17 protein-coding genes and 1 pseudogene are annotated in these 20,207 nt (G+C 33.8%); 1 reads left to right on the top strand and 17 read right to left on the bottom strand.

Annotated features, from left to right (window positions below):
• Position 1: 1 nt before the first annotated feature.
• Entirely contained in the window at positions 2 to 1,849 is a 1,848-nt protein-coding gene (locus tag MHH71_RS17375; protein ID WP_018764991.1) for an NTP transferase domain-containing protein, read from the bottom strand.
• Positions 1,850 to 2,139: 290 nt separating this feature from the next.
• On the opposite strand from MHH71_RS17375, the gene MHH71_RS17370 reads away from it, so the two are divergent.
• Complete coding sequence (locus MHH71_RS17370; protein ID WP_003202215.1) at positions 2,140 to 2,904, top strand: LicD family protein; 765 nt, start codon at positions 2,140 to 2,142, stop codon at positions 2,902 to 2,904.
• 315 nt (positions 2,905 to 3,219) lie between these two features.
• Here the strand turns inward: MHH71_RS17370 and tagU are convergent, their stop codons facing one another.
• The 16 genes and pseudogenes from tagU to galU all read right to left on the bottom strand — a co-directional run bounded on the left by tagU (position 3,220) and on the right by galU (position 20,159).
• Positions 3,220 to 4,128 (bottom strand): polyisoprenyl-teichoic acid--peptidoglycan teichoic acid transferase TagU, encoded by a 909-nt coding sequence (gene tagU / locus MHH71_RS17365; RefSeq protein WP_003202214.1) that lies wholly within the window; start codon positions 4,126 to 4,128, stop codon positions 3,220 to 3,222.
• A 265-nt stretch (positions 4,129 to 4,393) separates the two neighbouring features.
• Positions 4,394 to 5,422 (bottom strand): UDP-glucose 4-epimerase GalE, encoded by a 1,029-nt coding sequence (gene galE / locus MHH71_RS17360; protein ID WP_006096592.1) that lies wholly within the window; start codon positions 5,420 to 5,422, stop codon positions 4,394 to 4,396.
• 163 nt (positions 5,423 to 5,585) lie between these two features.
• Positions 5,586 to 6,215 (bottom strand): class D sortase, encoded by a 630-nt coding sequence (locus tag MHH71_RS17355; protein ID WP_006096593.1) that lies wholly within the window; start codon positions 6,213 to 6,215, stop codon positions 5,586 to 5,588.
• Positions 6,216 to 6,223: 8 nt separating this feature from the next.
• A pseudogene (locus MHH71_RS17350) lies at positions 6,224 to 6,649 on the bottom strand (hypothetical protein); the annotation flags it as partial.
• A gap of 251 nt (positions 6,650 to 6,900) precedes the next feature.
• The gene (locus MHH71_RS17345; RefSeq protein ID WP_139358566.1) at positions 6,901 to 7,029 is read right to left on the bottom strand and encodes an NAD-dependent epimerase/dehydratase family protein; all 129 of its coding nucleotides are present in this window, start codon (positions 7,027 to 7,029) and stop codon (positions 6,901 to 6,903) included.
• 54 nt (positions 7,030 to 7,083) lie between these two features.
• On the bottom strand, positions 7,084 to 8,244 hold the full coding sequence (locus MHH71_RS17340; RefSeq protein ID WP_006096595.1) for an aminotransferase class I/II-fold pyridoxal phosphate-dependent enzyme: 1,161 nt from the start codon (positions 8,242 to 8,244) through the stop codon (positions 7,084 to 7,086).
• Positions 8,245 to 8,275: 31 nt separating this feature from the next.
• Positions 8,276 to 8,899, bottom strand: coding sequence for an acetyltransferase (locus tag MHH71_RS17335; RefSeq protein WP_018781229.1), 624 nt, complete (start codon positions 8,897 to 8,899; stop codon positions 8,276 to 8,278).
• Positions 8,896 to 9,507, bottom strand: coding sequence for a sugar transferase (locus MHH71_RS17330; protein WP_033799726.1), 612 nt, complete (start codon positions 9,505 to 9,507; stop codon positions 8,896 to 8,898). Before MHH71_RS17330 ends, MHH71_RS17335 begins: the two co-directional genes overlap by 4 nt.
• Before the next feature lie 18 nt (positions 9,508 to 9,525).
• Positions 9,526 to 10,821, bottom strand: coding sequence for a nucleotide sugar dehydrogenase (locus MHH71_RS17325; protein ID WP_033799242.1), 1,296 nt, complete (start codon positions 10,819 to 10,821; stop codon positions 9,526 to 9,528).
• 12 nt (positions 10,822 to 10,833) lie between these two features.
• The gene (locus MHH71_RS17320) at positions 10,834 to 12,063 is read right to left on the bottom strand and encodes a glycosyltransferase family 4 protein (RefSeq protein WP_006096599.1); all 1,230 of its coding nucleotides are present in this window, start codon (positions 12,061 to 12,063) and stop codon (positions 10,834 to 10,836) included.
• 16 nt (positions 12,064 to 12,079) lie between these two features.
• Positions 12,080 to 13,195: a glycosyltransferase gene (locus MHH71_RS17315; protein ID WP_240516930.1), complete on the bottom strand. Its 1,116-nt coding sequence runs from the start codon at positions 13,193 to 13,195 to the stop codon at positions 12,080 to 12,082.
• 19 nt (positions 13,196 to 13,214) lie between these two features.
• On the bottom strand, positions 13,215 to 14,483 hold the full coding sequence (locus tag MHH71_RS17310) for a glycosyltransferase (RefSeq protein WP_018764980.1): 1,269 nt from the start codon (positions 14,481 to 14,483) through the stop codon (positions 13,215 to 13,217).
• Between the two features lie 21 nt (positions 14,484 to 14,504).
• The gene (locus MHH71_RS17305; RefSeq protein ID WP_003202190.1) at positions 14,505 to 15,779 is read right to left on the bottom strand and encodes a hypothetical protein; all 1,275 of its coding nucleotides are present in this window, start codon (positions 15,777 to 15,779) and stop codon (positions 14,505 to 14,507) included.
• Between the two features lie 14 nt (positions 15,780 to 15,793).
• Positions 15,794 to 17,263 (bottom strand): MOP flippase family protein, encoded by a 1,470-nt coding sequence (locus MHH71_RS17300; protein WP_033796574.1) that lies wholly within the window; start codon positions 17,261 to 17,263, stop codon positions 15,794 to 15,796.
• Between the two features lie 80 nt (positions 17,264 to 17,343).
• The gene (locus tag MHH71_RS17295) at positions 17,344 to 19,164 is read right to left on the bottom strand and encodes a polysaccharide biosynthesis protein (RefSeq protein WP_033799243.1); all 1,821 of its coding nucleotides are present in this window, start codon (positions 19,162 to 19,164) and stop codon (positions 17,344 to 17,346) included.
• Positions 19,165 to 19,277: 113 nt separating this feature from the next.
• The gene (galU, locus tag MHH71_RS17290; protein WP_006096603.1) at positions 19,278 to 20,159 is read right to left on the bottom strand and encodes a UTP--glucose-1-phosphate uridylyltransferase GalU; all 882 of its coding nucleotides are present in this window, start codon (positions 20,157 to 20,159) and stop codon (positions 19,278 to 19,280) included.
• Between the last annotated feature and the right edge of the window lie 48 nt (positions 20,160 to 20,207).

The raw sequence follows: 20,207 nt of genomic DNA, 5'->3' as shown, positions 1-20,207 counted from the left end.
ACTACAACTCTAAGAAGAGCTGTAAGTTTTTCTTCGCACGATTATAGCGATCCATTCCATATGTCCCAAAATCACTGCCTGTTGCTTCTTTAATCTTCGTCCAAATACTCCATAAGAAATCTTGGAAAATCTTATTCATCAATATTCTTCTCTGGTAAGACTCTTCTACTTCCTCGTTAAAATAGTAGGATAAGAATAACTCCTCCTCTTCTGAAGAAAAGTCGCACTCTAAACTATGTGCTGCAATATCCCACATCGGATCGTTCATACCGCCATATTCCCAATCGATTAAGTATATTTTGTCTTCTCCACTCTTAACAAAGTTTTCAGGAACCGTATCATTATGACAAGCTGTTAACGTAACATCCATCGCCTCATACATATCCTTTAACCGCATTACTTTGTTTTTCACTTCTGCATAATCATCAAAGTTAGAGCCGTTTACTTTATTTAAAAGCCCTTCATAATGCTCTATTTTTTCAAACACATTGAAAGTATTATTCATTTCGGCATTTGAACTGTGTAATTGTTTTAATATATTCGCCGTTAACTTCATATTATCACTGCGTTTTGCCGTTTTCGGATTTAATGTTTCTGCGTTTGGAATTAACTCTGCTAATTTCACACCAGTTTCTTCATTAAAGTATAGAAGTTCTGCATCAATTCCTAATTGGCTCGCTAAATTAGAAGTTACCATTTCATCACGGCGACTAATCATATCTTCTGTACCGCTTCCTGGAATACGTAGCACATATTCGGATTTTCCAACACTTACTTTGAAATTCGTATTCGTCATACCACCAAATGGCTGAATATCTGTAATTTCATCTTTTGAAATAGAAAGTGCTTCCGAAACATATTTTTTAATTTGTCGTTCTTTAAACTCTGCTTCTTTTTTCACTAAGCGAGGATAGATTTTATTTTTCACAACTTCATATTGCTTCGGTGTATCAATCTCTGCCCATACAACATCTGGTAACTTTGCATAGCCGACATCGTACAACCTTGCAGCATCAAGAAGTAAATATTCATAGTTCACATATGGATTTTGATTATGACGGAATGTTGCTAACATGTTCATGAACACTTCATACGAGATTTTAGAAATCCCAACCATCTCACCATCAATACGATTTAACTGATGAATGTCCTTTGAAATTTTATACAGATAGCCATCTTGAATCTCAACAAACGCTTCATCACCAGATCCGCTCTCATTTGTAATGAGTACACAGTCCGGTTCTGGATGATGTAACACTTGCACAAGTGCCTTCTCTTCGATTAAAATATCATCTTCAATTAATAAGAAATCATCTGTAATCAGTTCCTGAACCTCTGCTAGCGATGCCATTGATCCTGTCCACTTATATTTCGGATTTTCCACAAAGTGCACATTATGACGACCTGTCCAGCCTTCAAACTGCTCCTTCTTATAGCCAACAACCACCACAATTTTTTCAATGCCATTATTTTTAAGGATTTCTAAACTACGATCTAACAAAAGCTTTTCCCCAACCGTTAACAAACCAGATGGTTTTCCAAACTCATGACGCTTACCAGCCGCAAGAACAACAGCTTGCGTAACCTTCTTGCCCTCTTTGCGATGGACTCTAAGCTTCTTCCCTTGGTAAGCCGCTAGCTCCTGTCGCATGTATTCAAAGCCTTTCTGGTACAAATAATAATTCATGTACTTCCCTGACTTTTTGCTATAGATGTATTGATTCTTCGTTAAATCATTCATAATATAATTCACTTTACCAACAGATATATTGCACTGCTCTGCAATCTTTTTTTGGTTCATCTGTGGATTTTGATTGATAACCTCTAATATATTTAATACTTGTTGCATAGAGCTCCCCTCCATCACCCGATTTCATCCGTTCATTTTTTGAACATGTCATTATCATATCATCTATGGACATAAACGTAAATATTTTGTAAATTTAATGTATGCTTTGTAAAGAACATCCTTTATGAATAATATTAACGAAAAAACAGAATCAATAAAAGTATAAGGAACAACATATAAAAAGACTGTAGTTGCGTGTCAATTTATCACTGATGTATACTTAAACTTATGATTGTAATCTCTTTCCATGCAATCTGAACCATAAAAAATTTGTCGTATCGATTAGAACAATGGAGGAATTTATTTTGGATTCAACACAGTTAACACCTTTAGAGCAAGCTCAAAAAGTGATGCTGGATATGCTCATAACGGTTCATAAAATCTGTAAAGAACATAATATTAAATTTTGGATCACAGACGGTACTTTACTAGGGTCTGTTAGACATAAAGGATTTATCCCTTGGGATGATGATGCAGATCTTGCTATGCTAAGAGAAGATTACGATAAATTTTTGCGCATTATTCCAAACCATTTACCAGAGCCATATAAACTAGAAACAGAAAAAGTAAACACACACGGCAAACATAACTGGACGAAAATTCTCTATCTAGATGATTTTGAATGGCAAGAAAGCGATGGTACACACCGAAAAGGAATATCCATTGATATTTTCCCATTTGACTACGTTTCAGAATCGGCAACGCCGTTAGAAAAAATTGTCCGAAAACTTGCCGCAATCAATTATCCTTCAAAAATAAACGGTCCTGCAGATGTAGCAAGAAGAATTCTAAACAAATCGAAATTCTTTAAACTATATGTAAAAGGCCTTAAAAAAACAAACACTGTAACATACGGAATGGAAACCGGCTATTACAGATGGCATAACTTCGAGCTTAGTGAAATCTTCCCGTTAAAAGAAGGAATTTTCGATGGACACATGTTCCCTGTTCCAAATGATGCAGATCGCTACTTATCAGGAATGTATGGAGACTACATGCAAATACCAGAAGAAAGTAAACAAAAAGCTCATATGCAAAATTTAAAAGTTGGATAGGCTACACATATAAGATTTGGACAAAAATAAGGCGCTACCTATCCTTTATACATAAAGGATAGGTAGCGCCTATTATTTACTATATAAATACAAATTGAAAAACCGACATAAAATCCTTCTTTTCAGGTGGGAGAGAGCATCCAGCCATGCATAGAAGCGGTCAGACCCTTTTCCTGCCCCATGCCAAGGAAAAACAGAGAGAGAAAACAAGTAGCAGGTCACCTTTTGCTGTTCTTAGCAGCTTATATATGAGACATCAAAAAAAGTCTAATGTCCCATTACAGGATCATTAAGCTTATTCCTTATACTCAACTACTATTTTGTTAACTCTAAATGAGCTTTTAATTTATTAGACAAATCTTTACGATCTTTATCAGGAACGAAATAGTACCAAACACCATCCTGCTTATGACCGTCACCAGGAATTTGAATTTCCTCTTTTTTATTCATCGCAGCTTTATAATTACTTTGAAGATCCCACATTTGATCTTGATTTAAATTTGTTTTTACGTTTTTCTCAACAGCACCTAACATCGTGCCAAGTTTTGTAATAGATGATATGTTCGCGCCTTTACTAATAACCGCTTCTAGCACTTGACGCTGACGCATTTGACGACCAAAGTCACCGCGTGGATCTTCCTTACGCATACGCGTATACTTCAGTGCCTGCTCGCCATTTAGATGAATGTTCCCTTTCTCAAATGACATACCTTCAAGCGTAAATGCCAAGTCATTATTCACATCGATCCCGCCAACAGCGTCAACAATATCACGGAAACCTTCCATATTTACTTCAATATAATAATCAATTGGAATATCTAAAAAATTTTCAACCGTCTTCACAGACATATCAATTCCACCAAATGCATACGCATGGTTGATTTTATCTTTCTTCCCTTTCCCAACAATCTCCGTATATGTATCACGAGGAATACTTACAATTTCCATCGAACTTTGCTTCGGATTTAATGTTAATAACATAATCGAATCCGAACGCCCTTTATCTGCCCCACGCTCATCTGCACCTAATAATAAAATAGAAACAGGTTGTTTATTTCCTAACTTCACATCAGTAGAACGTTTCTCAGAATGATCTCGTTCAAGCGGCGTATACACTTTATCTATTGTCCCCGAAACGGATGAGTACAGATAATACGCATAACCGCCTCCTGCAATGACAAGAACGCCGATAATACCCAGTATCCAAAATAGAATTTTTTTCATTATGTAACCTTCTTTCTTGAATCAGCTTTATAGGTTTTTAAGGAATAAAGTACCACACCCATTATACATGGGATTAGTTTCTATATCCAAATTATTCTATAATTTCATACATATATGTTTTCTCATTAGATACCTTACCATACACAAAAAGCCTCGTCTTATCTAGCATAGGATAAGACGAGGCTTTTTCACGTTTACATTATTTCTTCAAAAAAATTGATGATATGTCTAGCAAATCATAAAGAAAGCATTTACAAGATCATATTCACTTCATACATTCTGCTTCTTGGTAGCCATCCTTATTATTCGACTGCCATTTCCATGAGTCCGCGCACATTTCTTCAAGCCCGCGCTTTGCTTCCCATCCTAATTCACGTTTCGCTTTAGATGCATCTGCAAAACATACAGCAACATCTCCAGGACGACGCTCTGTAATTTTATATGGAACGGACTTTCCTGAAACTTTCTCGAATGCTTGTACCATCTCTAGCACGCTATATCCAGTACCTGTACCAAGGTTATATGTATCTACACCTGTTGTATGTAATACTTTTTCAAGAGCCTTCACATGTCCATTCGCAAGATCAACAACGTGAATATAATCACGGACACCTGTACCATCTTTTGTCGGATAATCGTTTCCAAATACACTTAGTTCTTTTAACTTACCAACTGCTACTTGCGTTACATATGGCATTAAGTTGTTCGGAATTCCATTTGGATCTTCCCCCATACGCCCACTTTCATGTGCACCAAATGGATTGAAATAACGAAGTAATACAACACTCCACTCAGAATCAGCTACAACTACATCACGCATCATTTGTTCAATCATCAACTTTGTTTGACCGTATGGGTTTGTTGCATTTAAAGGAAATTCTTCTGTAATTGGTGATGTTTCAGGAAGACCATATACCGTTGCTGATGAACTAAAAATCATTTTCTTTACATTATGCTTCTGCATAACATCGCATAATATTAATGTACTTGTAATGTTGTTATGATAATAAGTAAGCGGAATTGCTACTGATTCTCCAACTGCTTTTAAGCCAGCAAAATGAATGACTGCTTCAATTATATTTTCTTTAAAAATCACATCGATTGCATCACGATTTAGAAGATTTTCTTCATAAAATTTAAACTGTTTTCCTGTTATTTCTTTCACTCGATTCAACGATTCTACTGAGCTATTAGAAAGGTTATCAACTACTATAATATCATAACCATTATTTAATAATTCCACGCATGTATGACTGCCGATATATCCTGCTCCACCTGTTACAAGTATCGCCATAATGAAGACCTCCCAGGGTTATTTATTTCTTATTTATTAGCTTTTCATTACTTCTCTTTGTGAATTCCAAACAGAATGAGTTCCAACACATTATATCTATGTACTTCCTATTTTTCATTTTGCATCAAGAAAGCCCAATTGCATAAAAGGGAATTGGGCATGACTATTTCTCTAAATCCGGCTTAGACACAAGCTTCGTATACACAATAAAGCGATCCAGAGCATCACCAATATGCTCAAACGGATAACATGTCGTTAACGTTAATGTCTCATAATCAGTTGGAACGATAATCGTCTCATCATTCGCTCCCGTAATTTTGAAATCTGTTATTTCATAAACACACTCACCATACGGCGTTGCAAATTTGATTTGATCACCTTTCTTCACATCTTCCAGCTTACGAAAACTCGTATTCCGGTGTCCGCTTAACACAACATTCCCGCCTTGTCCTGGCAACGTACTCCCAGCAAAATGTCCGACTCCTGATTTCAGCTCTCTCGGGTGCGTCCCTTCTACAACAGGAACCTCATAAGCAAGAGAAGGAAACTTCAATTCACCAAGCTTCTCTCCTGGATCAGGAATTTTAGACCAAATTTGTTTAAACTCTTTTTCAGCCTCTGCAGGCTTATACGGTGTAACAACTATATGAGCTAACAATGTTGTTTGCTTTGTAAGCTCCCAGCCGAAAAAAGCAATAATCCCAAGACCTAACAAAATAACGGAAACAGGAATCCCGATGATTACCCATCTCCATTTTGACTTACGCTTATGTACTTTCTTTCTTTTTTCCATAGGGCGTATTACGCTTGTTCTACTTTACGAGCTAATCGTACTGCTGGAACTAATGCAGCTGCACCTAGAAGTACAATTAATCCCCCAATTAGCATGTAAGTTTGTTCATTAGATGCTGTATTTGGCATTGGAACAAAATGACCAGTTGCATTTAGCTCACGCTTTGCTTCCATCGCAACTTTCAATGAATTTACCAAGCTTTTAAAGTTAGCTGCTTGTACCATTCCTCTCGTTGGGTCAATTGTCGCAAGTAACTTTCCATCTAAATCTTTTAATTGAATTAATAAGTTATTACCCTTACTAATTGTATAGTTTAAAAGATCCAACGAATTTCCTTTTTCATCTACAAGTGTTACTTGTAGATATGCAAGTTTCGCACTATCCAAGAATAAGCGAAGCATTTCTACTTTTTGCTCAGTTTTTAAGCTCATTAACCCTTGCTGCATGTGCAGCCGGTGTAGCGAATGCTGTTCAACCGTGAGCAAGTGCAGCGGCTAATGAGCCTGTTTTCATGACACCTTTGAAATTCATGGCTATTTCTCCTTTTTATAACAATTTATTAATTTAAATATATCATAAGCAATCCTATGTAAGACAACCTAATTACAATTTCTCAAGATGAACCTCTTACACAAGGTCTAAAGACTAAACATTTTCTGATATAGATGATGAAAAAACAAAATGTTTAATTTGATACGTGATCATTGTTAGTAACGGTGGTAAAATCCCTTATAACAACTCGATGTTTTTGTGATAGCAGTTCTTTCACAACATGACTCCCGATATAACTCGCACCGCCGATTACCAGTATCACTTACCTACTTAAAATAAAAAAGTGCATTCAAAAAAAGAATGCACTTTTTATAATTTATTTCGTTACAACTTGCTTTGCTAATACCTCTTTAACAGTAGCGATAACTCTTTCTTGATCTTCCACTGTCATACTTGAACCAGAAGGTAAACATAAACCTTGACTAAACAGCTTATCAGAAATACTATCTGTATCACCATGAGTATAATATTTAGAACCTGCGAAGACAGGCTGTCTATGAAGCGGCTTCCAAACTGGACGCGCTTCAATATTTTGTGCCGCTAAAGCTTCAATCACATCTAAATACGTAACACCTGTTACCTTTTCATCAATTAATAATGTAGATAACCAACGATTTGGAACTGCATCTTCGAATTCTGGCATAAATGTAATTCCAGGTAATTCACCTAAAGCTGTTTTATAGCGAGTAAAAATATCACGACGTGCTTGCACACGATTATTTAATACTTCCAACTGCGCTCGTCCTACACCAGCCACAATATTACTCATACGATAATTATAACCAATATGACTATGTTCATAATGAACTGCTGGATCACGTGCTTGTGTCGAAAGGAAGCGTGCTTTTTGAATCGCCACTTCATCATTAGAAACAAGCATGCCACCACCAGAAGTCGTGATAATCTTGTTACCATTGAAAGAGAAAATACCAAACTTACCAAATGAACCAGTTTGCTTCCCTTTATAAGTTGTTCCAAGTGATTCCGCAGAGTCTTCCACAACTAGTACACCATACTTATCACAAATATCCATAATTTCATCCATCTTTGCACTTTGTCCAAATAAATGAACAACAATTACTGCTTTCGGAAGTTTTCCTGAAGCTTTTGCATCTTCAAAAGCTTTCTCAAGTGCAACTGGAGACATGTTCCATGTATCAGGCTCTGAATCTATGAAAATTGGTTCGGCCCCTTGATACGCAATTGGATTTGCACTTGCTGCAAACGTTAATGAAGAACAAAATACAGTATCATCTCTATTAACACCTAACAGTTGAAGTGCTAAATGGATTGCTGCAGTACCTGCGCTAACAGCAGCGGCACTTTTCACTCCAATATACTCTGCAATTTGATGTTCAAATGCATCTACGTTAGGTCCTAGTGGCGCAATCCAGTTTTGCTCGAATGCTTGATTTACATATTTTTGTTCATTTCCGCTCATGTGTGGTGGTGATAAAAAGATTCTTTTGTTTTCCATGCTTCCATTACACTCCTTATGGTAACGTAACTTATTTTATAACTCTTGCGGGCGAACCTACTGCTGTACAAGAAGATGGTATATCATGAATGACTGTTGCTCCTGCACCAATTATACTCCATTGGCCAATTTTTCGATTCGGGATAACAATTGCCCCTGCACCTATTTGTGTACCTTCATTAACAAAGACTGTTCCCGTTAACGTCGCATTTGGAGAAATATGTGCAAAATCACCAATCTGATTATCATGTTCTATCACTGCTGCAGTATTAACAATAACATGCCTTCCAATTATAGTATCCGCATTAATAACTGCTTTAGGCATAATAACAGTTCCAAACCCAATGGAAGCAGACTCACTCACTACAGCAGTTGGATGAATAATTGTCTCATAACTTCCATCCTTCAATTCTAACTGCTCAACTATCCTTTTTCGTACAGCATTATGTCCAATCGCAAGCACAATTTTAAATCCAATCTCTTCTATTATTTCTTTAATAGAAGAGATTGGTCCATAACATATGCCCTGGTCCTCACTTAAACATTCATATTTATCATCAAATATAGCAACAATCTCATAACCTGTATTTGCATGAATCATATCTATAATAACTTTCGCATGCCCACCTTGACCAATTAAAGCTATCTTTTTCATTTCACCACTTCTTTATTTGAGTTTAATCCTGTAAATTTCTGCATCGTCACATGACCTTGTTGACCAACCCCTTCTGATTTAAAAACCTTTTCAACTGTTAAAAATAAAATCTTTATATCTAACCAAAGGGACTGATTATCCACATACCAAACATCTAATTTAAATTTATCTTCCCAAGAAATTGCATTTCGTCCATTTACTTGCGCCCATCCAGTAATACCAGGGTGCACTTCATGACGTCTAGCTTGTTGGGAGGTATACAGTGGGAGATATTCCATTAATAATGGACGAGGTCCTACTAAACTAGTATATCCTTTTATTACATTAATAAGTTGTAGTAATTCATCTAGACTTAACTTTCTAAGTAATTTACCAAATGATGTTAAACGAACATTATCTGGTAAGAAATTACCCTCTTCATCTTTTGCATCTGTCATTGGATGAAACTTGTATACATAGAAGGGTTTTCCATGTAAGCCTGGACGTTGTTGTTTGAAAATAATAGGACTACCTAGTTTGAACCTTACAAGAAGGGCGACAATTAAAATTATAAAAGACAACAACATCAGAGTTAAAACTGCTGTAAGAGCATCAAAAGCCCTTTTCATAATATCCATCACACGCCTTTAATTATTTACTAATTGCTTCTTGACACTTTCTAAACCTTTAATTTCATATAAATTATTAAAATTAATATAAATTATTTCTGAGTTTTTACATTTCACACAATTACGTGTATCCAGGATAACAGTTTTTTTTGCATGTTCTAAAATACTGGTCTCATTTAGATGCTTAAATTCATTATGATCTGTTAAAACAAGTACACAATCTGCATCTATAATCGCTTCTTCAAAGTCATATAGATTAAATACTACTTGTTGTTGATGGACATGTGGATCATGTACCGCTACTTCATATCCTTTAGCTGTTAATAAATCTACAATTGTCATCGCAGGACTTTCTCGAACATCATCAATATTTCCTTTATAAGTAATGCCTAGAACAGCAACCTTCCCATTACTTGGAACTATTTTTTCTATTTGATCTGTAATAAATATCGGCATAGAATTGTTTATTTCTCTAGAATTTGAGATTAGTACGGATTGTTCTGGTGCCTTTTCGATGATGAAATAAGGATCGACTGCTAAACAATGGCCTCCAACACCTGGTCCTGGTAGGTGTAGATTCACACGCGGATGATGATTAGCTAAACGAATTACATCTAATGCATCAACATTTAACTCTTGAGAAATTTTGACCAATTCATTTGCAAGTGCAATATTAACATCACGATATGTATTCTCCATTAACTTAGACATTTCAGCTGTAACAGCAGTAGTCTCTAATATCTGTCCTGTAACGAAGCTACGATATAGCTCTGCAGCCTTGCTAGTAGAAATATCATTGATTCCCCCAACAATTCGTGTATTTTCAACTAACTCAATTAATATACGTCCTGGTAACACTCGTTCTGGACAATGGGCTAGATAAATATCTTCTCCTACAATCCATCCATGTTCTTTGAAAATTGGCGCCACTACATCATTAATTGTTCTCGGAGGAATTGTAGATTCAACAATAACTACATTTCCTGGTTTTACAAAGGGTACAATAGATTTTGTCGCCCCAATTACATAATCTAAGTTTGCAGTATGATCTGCATTATGCGGTGTTGGTACCGCAATGATATATGCATCTGCATGAGTTGGTTGAAGACTAGCTTTTAATCTTCCCTTCCCAACCATTTCTTTAACTAATTCTCCCAAACCAACTTCCTCAATGTGGATTTCCCCTTGATTAATCATTTCTATCGCAATTGGATTTACATCTACACCTGTTACAGTATAACCAGCTTTTGCAAACATTGCTGATGTGGGTAATCCAATATAGCCTAGTCCTACTACGCATAAATTTTTACTCATTGCTATTTCCTCCTATTTGATTATACTTTCAATTTCTTGAATGTATTTATGTGCTAAAGCTTTTCGACTAAATTTCCTTTGCACGTATTTATAACCTTTAAGACCCATTTCATCTAATCGTTCTCTATTATGATAGAATTCTAATATTTTCTCTTTAAACTGGATAATATCTTCAGGATCAACATAAACTCCACATCCACTTTCCTCTACTAATTCTCTAGCAGCTCCATCAATTCCAAGTAAAATCGGTTTTGCACATGACATATAATCAAACACTTTATTAGGATATACTGTTTTAAATGTATCTACCTTTTTCAAAACTGCAGTACAAATATCTGAAGCATTACAAAAATCAGGAATAACTGCCTTTGGTTGCGAGTCAATAAATATAACATTTTGTATCCTTTCACTCTTAACTCTTTTTTTCAGTCGTGCTTTTTCCATCCCATCTCCAACTAATAGAAAAGCTATATCTTCATATTCTTCGCATGCCTTCGCAAGATTTAAAAGACTATCTAAATTATTCGCTAGCCCATGTGCCCCCATATAAGTAACGACAAACTTATTTTGCAAACTGTATTTTTCACGAACCCAGTTATCTTTTTCACCTGGTTCGAAAATATCTAAATCTGCCCCATTTGGGATAAAAGTTATTTTATCTGGAGAAATATGTTTCTTCTCAATTAATACATTACGAAACGCAGGAGTTAAAACATTGATTTTATTCGCAAACTTATAAGACATTTTTTCAACAAAAAAAGCCATTTTTATTAATGGCTTACTCTTTAAAACCCCAGTATCAATAGCCGATTCTGGCCATAAATCTCGAACTTCAAATATCATCGGTATTCTTTTAAACCATTTTGTAAAAATACCAGTAACCCCAACAAATAACGGCGGAGAAGTTACAATTACAATATCATGACTTTTCACCCTGAAAAGAATAGCTGTTAATGAAGAAACTGTAAACGAAAAGTACCCCCATAGCCTTCCAAAAAATGACTTATTATAAGCTTCAGATACATATGTTCTTAGTACTTTTACATTCGGGGAATACTCCTCTGCTACAATCCATTTTCCTTTATACTTCTCTTCTTTTTTACCCGTAGTGTAATGTACAGTCCCAGCCACAATTGTAATCTCATGTCCTTGCTCTTCCCAATACTTAACAAATTGATTAAATCTAGAACCACCTGGGTCATCTTTTCCTAAAAAATACTGATGAAGTAATAAAACCCTCATAATTTTTATGCTCCTACTAATTTATTTTTTTATAATACTCTATAAGTTTTTCTGATTCTCTTTCCCAATTAAATTTTTCATAAATATATTTCTTTCCATTATTAGATAAATAACTTTTCAAATCTTCATCCGAACCAATCTTCAATATCAGATCTGCAATCTTGTTTATATTTTGTGGATCTACAAAATATCCCGCATTACTACACCCTATTTTCTTTTCCCATTTCGGGAAGTCACTTGCAATAAATGGGATACCTAAAGTCATATACTCGAAAATCTTATTGGGGCTTGTCTCAGCATGATCAACAACATCTAATATTGTACATAAACCTATATCTGATTTTATTACATATGAAAAAGCTTTCTCTTGAGGAAGCTTTCCTAAATAGTCTACATATTTCCAACCATTCAATTTCTGAAGCTCATTTATTTCTTTTGAATCTGGACCAATTAGCCATAATCTGCAACTATAAGTCTTATTTATTTCTTCTAAAGCTTGTACTATCTGTCTCAAACCCCGTTGCTCACTGATTCCACCAACGTAAACCACCCTTATATAGTTACTCTTTGAGATTAGCTTACTTAATTCATAAGCCCTCGTTATTAGTTCACCCTGATGAATTGGCGCATTCTCAATTAACAATGCATTTTTATATTTGGCAAGTAAACCTTCTTGTGTAACAATAAATCCATCAAAACACCTTGATGCCATTAACTCTAAACCTGTAACTACTTTAGCAATAAGTTTCCTATAAGAATAGGGAATCCATTCCCGAATTAATATTCTTTTTGAAAAATCTTCGTGAGTATCATAAATAACTTTTTTATTAAACATTTTCAACAAAAATCCTAATAATATCGTGTCAGGATTATGCAAATGAACTATTTTAGACCTTGTCTTAAGTATTTTACAAAGTAATTTAGGTTGCAAGATAATTCTACTTAAAAAGTTTTTTGATTTTGGAATTGCGAAGATTTGTATATTACCTATTTTCTCATCATAATCTTTTCTAGCAAGCAAACTAACCTCATAACCACTATTTTCTATAGTCTTTGCTTGTTTTTGGTATACCCTTATATCCTTATAATCGTGTATAGGAGAAACTATACATACCTTCTTAGCTTGATTCATATGCATTCTCCTCCATTATTTAATCTGAAATCTTAGAAAACAAATCTTTAGCTACATTTTCCCATTTATACTTAGGAATGATTTCATACCAATATTCTTTTTTATCTTTATTTTTAACGAACTCTTTTATCATTTCTTTAATTTCTTGCGCATTATTATAAATAATGGGTCCCTTATCGACGTCCTTCATTAATTTACCAACTGGATCTTGATTATTAGCCAATATGGTTAAAATAGGTGATTTAACTCCGAAATACTCGTAGACTTTTCCAGGGATCTGACAACCATATTTATTGCCCCACAATAATAATCCATCACTATTATGCATATAATCTTGCGCCTCTTCATAAGGAACCCGTGATAGAAGAGATACACATTTTATATCTTTTAATTCTTTTTTAATCTTTAAATTATCAACTCCTCCTACCAAAACTATATTAATTTGATCAAAAATATCCTTCTCTTCCTCTTCTAAGGCTTTCAATGCTTCAATTAAAGGCCTAGTATCTCTCAACTCAGTATATATTTCACCAGTATGCACTAAATTAATTTTATCCTTTTTTAATAAACCTATGAATTTCTTTGAGTTTTCTCGTGAATATTCTTCAAATCCCCTATAAACAATAGCAGTTCTACTTTTAGGTATACTATAGCTACTTATATATAAATCCCTTGTTTCCTCAGTAGTAAATAGAAATTTATCACTCTTTTTAACAACATTACGTTCCAACCACTTTTCAACATTACGTTTTAATAAACTTTCTCTGGATCTATAATATTCAAATGTCCAAGGATCACTCCAATATGTTATCCATTTCACCTCTGGGTTATTTTTTTTTAATTTCAAGCCAGCTAAATGACAAGAAGGGGTTTCATGCGTTGAAATAATGATATCTACTTTATTTTTTTTTATTAGTTTATCTCCTATCTTGACGGCATTGTTTTTCCATTCAATATAAGAATCTGGAATAGCTAAATTCCTTTTTATAGATGATTTTAAAATGTTTTTTTTGCTAGCCTTCGCAGGAGAATCATTACCAATCTGCCTACTCTTCTTAGGATAAATTCTTTTATATATTGATCCCATATCTACTCTAATTACTTTAATGTTTGTATTTATTTTATATAAAAGCTCTTCATCATAATTTATAAAATCTTTAGGATAATCTGGTGTGAGTACCATCACTTCATTCCCCATCACCTGCAAATGATTAACATAATTTAATATTCTAATACTCGCAGAATTGTTTATAGGCGGAAAGTGATTTGCTATAAATAAAATCTTCATGTCCCTTTAGCCCCTTAAATATCAATAAAATTTCAAAATACTGTACATTGTTATACCAATTAAAATCATAAAATAAACTATCGCCAATGGCATTTTCTTATGTTTAAAATATAAATTTGCATTCTGATACCCATAAAAAGCTAACAAAATCATAAATGGATAGAATAAACATATATGTCTAATTGTAAAAGATAACATGCTTACAGAAATATAAACTACAATAAAGCTAAACATAATTGTTGCTACATTACTATTTGAAAAAGACTTCCTAATTCCAATTAATACATAAGGCATCAAAAATAATTGCACAATAGTACCTATACTTAAAAAATTCCGCTCCAATTCAGATGAAAAAATAGGAAAAGGAGTAATAGATAAATATACAACTCTTAGAAAAAAACCCACATATAAAGGAGCATTAAAAACGTATTGAGCTAAACCATCAGTTCTCTCCGTTCTATAATCAGCATAAATTTCATAGTAATTAAATATTGTATTAACTAAAGAAGTATTAAAAATGAGTATAAATAACAAAACAATTATAGAAATACTCATTATATTTTTTAGTTTTAATGGTTTATTTTTCGAATTACGGTATGCTGCCCACATTGTAAATATTATCTGAATCACTAAAAAGTAAGCCGACATATAACGAATTTCATAAAGTATTACAAATAATATAAACATTCCACAAATAGCCATAGATTTTTCCCATAAATTAAATTTATAAAAACCTAATGCAAGGTATATTACAAGTACCATTATGAAAGTAACTACAATATCTCTAAAAACATGCGCAGCATTAAAACTCATTATGGGTGAGCACCCTACTATTACTGCTGCTAGAAAAGCAAACCTTTGTTTCAACCCCATATAATTCATACTTATTTTATATACAAATACAGAAATAAAAGCCAGCAATAAACCATTAAAAAAACGAGGAACTAATGTATGGTATCCATCAAAAAAAGATGCAATTCGAAAGAATATACTTACCAAGTATGTGTATCCTAACGAGTTAGACATCCAAAAAATTTCTTTAAGACTAGAATAATCAAAAATACCTAAACTTTCATACGCATATGCTGCTTGTTGTTCGTAAACTAAATCATCACTTCCACCAATATAATAAGGTACTCCATATCTATCTATATATATGTAGTACATTAAAATACTTATTAAGACATTAAAAATAAAGATAATATGAAATAACTTAACCTCTTTACGTCCTAATCTTAAGGTTAAGATTGTGCCTATAAGATAAAAAAATACTAAAAAAACTAATGTTGTAAGCATGTATAATTTACCTCTTAACTAACGTTTTTTATCCTTTTCCTTAAAAATAATTCTTTTAATTCTATAATTAGTTGTCGTTGAAATACCAAAGAAGCCGTTATGTAAAACACGGCTCCCAACGAAACCACTAAAACTAGCTGAATTGTCATATCTAACTGCTTTATAAAATTCAGTATCACCAATACAGTTCCCATCATAACTAATGAAGCTTTTATAGAACTCATAAAACTTTCTAAAAACTCTTTCAAACAAGAACCCACTAATGTTCGAATCACAAATGTGTAATTTGTAATTATGTATACCACCTGATGGCAACAATATCCCATAGCTACTCCCGTTATTCCACCAAAATATGCTCCGGTGATAATTAAGGGCACTTGAGAAAACAGCATAAAAAAGTGCCACTTAAATCCTAAATCTACTCTTCCCCTGGCCATTACTAATGCCCCAATTGGATTGACAATAGCTCTTGTTATTCCAACAAAAGAGAGTATTTGAATAAGTAATACACTAGGCATCCATTTCTCTCCAAAAATAACAGGAACTAAAATTGGAGCAGATATAAATAAACCAAAAAAATAAGGGAAATTTATACAACTCAAAATCTGAATGATTTTAAAGTATGATTTTTTTAGCAAAGATATATCATTTTGCATCTTAGAAAATATAGGAAATGCCACTCTTGTCACTATGGGATTAATCTTTGAAATAGGTAATATTATAAGATTGAAAGCAATAGTATAATAACCTAGGGCTTTTGAACCAAGTAGACTTCCAATAATTATATAATCTAGATTAGAATTGATGTAATGAATTGTTCTTTCACCTAATTGATATAAACCAAAACTTACGAAAGATTTCACTTCACTAAATCTAAAGTACATCATAGGCTTCGATACATTTTTACTAATAAAAACATATCCACACATTTTCATAAAGTTAATAAATATTTGACCAATAACTAATGAGTAGACATCATAGCCTATATAAGCAAGAGTTATGGTTAATAAAAAACCTGATATAGCCGCTATTATTTCTATCTTTGCTAGAATATCAAATTTAAGCTCTTTTTGATGTAAAACCATAGATTGTTGGCCTATTGGATTAATCAAAAATATTACTGCTATTAAGCATAATAAAATGCTTAATCTTGGTTCATGATAAAAATATGCTATAACTGGAGTAAATCCAATAATAACTAAAGTTAATAATAACCCTAACATTATATTAAACCAATAAAGACTCGATAATTGTTTTTTAGTTAAATTCTCTTTATAAATTATAGCGTTAGTAATTCCCATATCCGAATATAATTGAGCAAACCCTACAACTACCATAATAGTAGTCATTAATCCTAATGATTCAGGCGGAAGTATTCTAGATACTATAACCAATTGAATTATTTGTAAACTAGAAACAATTAGTGCTGATGTTGTAGTCCATTTAGCTCCACTAAATGCTTTTTGCTTTAAATTTGTAATCATACAAGGTATCCTCTCACCTAACTTAAACACAAAGATAATAATTTTTTAATAAATATCATATTTTTTTCCACCAAGTGCTGTTAAATATTCATTTTATCTATTACTTTTTGACGATTATTAGTTAAATCTAATAAGAAATCTCTTAAATGATTACCTTCTAAATTAGAAATATATTGTACTAAATACGGTAATTCGGCACTTAATTCATGATTAGATTTACCAATGCATATCTTGGGATAAATTTGCTCTTTATGCACTTCATCATCCTTTAATAATTCTTCAAAAAGTTTTTCCCCAGGGCGTATCCCAGAAAACTTAATTCCAATATCCTCGACCTGATAACCAGATAGTTTAATAAGATTTTTAGCTAAATCAACAATTTTAACAGGTTCTCCCATATCAAGAACGAAAATCTCCCCACCTTTAGCTAAAGATCCAGCTTGAATAACCAAACGTGAAGCCTCTGGAATTGTCATAAAATAACGAATCATATCAGGATGTGTAACAGTAACCGGTCCACCCTTTTGAATTTGTTTCTTAAATAAAGGAATAACACTACCACGACTTCCCAGTACATTGCCAAAACGAACAGCTACAAAACGAGTATTACTGACTGTGTCCATATGTTGCACAATCATTTCTGCAATACGCTTCGTTGCCCCCATTACACTTGTTGGGTTAACAGCTTTATCTGTAGAGACCATAACAAATTTATTTATACCAAAAGTAGCCGATGCTTCCGCAACATTTTTCGTACCAATAATATTATTTTTTACAGCTTCCTCTGGGTTCCTTTCCATAAGTGGAACATGTTTATGTGCCGCTGCATGATACACAATGTATGGGTTATGCTTCTTCATCACTTCAAACATTTTATTACGGTCTTGCACATCTGCAATTTCTGTTGTAATTTCGATGGAATCTTTATATAGTGAACGCAATTCCATTTCAATTGTATAAATGCTGTTCTCACCGTGACCAAGTAATACAATTTTACCTGGTTTAAATTTCATGACTTGGCGACACAGCTCGGAACCAATTGATCCTCCAGCGCCAGTTACTAAGATTGTTTTTCCTGTAATCTTTTCACCAATACCTGCATCATCTAATTTCACAGGCTCACGTCCTAATAAATCTTCTACTTGTACATCACGAAACTCATTAACAGAAACTTTCCCATCCAGAATATCTTCTAGCATTGGCACAATTTGTGTTTTTGCCTTCGTTTTTGTACATGCTTCAAAAATCCCATTCACTTCTTTACGACTAAGGGAAGGAATAGCAATAATAATATGTTCAATTTGATAACGATCAACAACCCGTTGAATGTCTTCTCTTGTTCCTACAACAGGGATATTGTATATTTCTAACCTTTGTTTCCTTAGATCATCATCAACAAATGCTACCGCTTCTAAATGTGCCTCATGACTTTTTTGAAGCTGACGTACAATCATCGCTCCTGCTGAACCCGCCCCTACAATTAATGTACGAGCTTTATCTGTTTTCTTTGAAATGTATGTATCACGGAAAATACGCCATATAAATCGTGAACCACCAATAAGTAGCATATGGAACATCCATGCGATTGCTAAGATGCGGAAATAAATATCGTGATTAATAACTTGCTGAACGATTGCAGTCACGATAATAGAGAATGTAACGGCTTTGAAAATATTTTCTAACTCTCCTATACTTGCATACTCCCAAGCTTTTTTGTACAACTTGTAAATTGCAGCAAACACATGATGACTACAAAGTAACGTAATTGAACTAATAATAAGTGTAGTTGGAATATTGTCTAATGCATTAGGATGAATAAACCAGTAACTCAAGTATACCGATGTTAAAACAATGAATGAATCTAATAATACTAATAATGAGAGCCTATTTTGATAACTCAAGACACACGTTCCTTTCTTTTATATAACTTTAAAATAAGAGTCCTTCCCACACCTAACATTTTATAAACCATGCCCTATATTTAAAAACAGCCTATTTTTCAGTTATATACAATCTATACGTTTAAAAGTTCTTTCTGTACAAGTTCATTCATATACTTCACAAGTTCATCTTTTAATTCATCATGCTGAAGCATCATTTCAATCGTTGTCTGAATAAAACCTAATTTCTCCCCAACGTCATAACGCTTACCTTCAAAGTCATATGCAAATACACGTTGAATTTCATTTAATCGCTGAATCGCATCCGTTAGCTGAATTTCTCCACCCGTACCTGTTTGTTGGTCTTCTAGGAACATAAAAATTTCTGGTGTTAATACGTAACGCCCCATAATCGCTAAGTTCGATGGTGCTGTTCCTTGCGCTGGTTTTTCCACAAATCTGCTCACCTGATAACTGCGTCCCTTTTGTTCTAATGGATCGATAATACCGTAGCGATGTGTTTCATTTTCCGGCACTGTTTGTACACCGATTACTGATGATCTCGTTGCTTCATATCGATTCATTAATTGACGTAAGCATGGTGTTTCCGCTTGAACAATGTCATCACCAAGTAATACAGCAAACGGTTCGTTGCCAATGAATTTACATGCGCACCATACAGCATGCCCGAGTCCTTTTGGTTCTTTTTGTCTTATGTAGTGAATGTTAATTTGGGAAGACGCTTGTACTTTTTCAAGCATTTCGTACTTCCCTTTTTCTAGTAGATTTTGTTCTAGTTCAAAGGAGTGATCAAAGTGATCTTCAATTGCACGCTTTCCTTTACCCGTTACGATGATGATGTCTTCAATTCCAGATGCAATTGCTTCTTCCACAATGTACTGAATCGTCGGTTTATCAACGATTGGCAACATTTCTTTCGGCATTGCTTTTGTCGCTGGTAAAAATCTTGTCCCCAGCCCAGCTGCTGGAATGATGGCTTTTTTTACTTGTTTCAACTTGTATTATCCCTTATCCTTTATTATATTTATATATAGATATAATAA

The sequence above is a fragment of the Bacillus sp. FSL H8-0534 genome, assembly GCF_038005885.1.
GTDB classification, from domain to species: Bacteria; Bacillota; Bacilli; order Bacillales; family Bacillaceae_G; genus Bacillus_A; species Bacillus_A pseudomycoides.
This window is presented reverse-complemented; position numbering and strand designations above follow the sequence as displayed.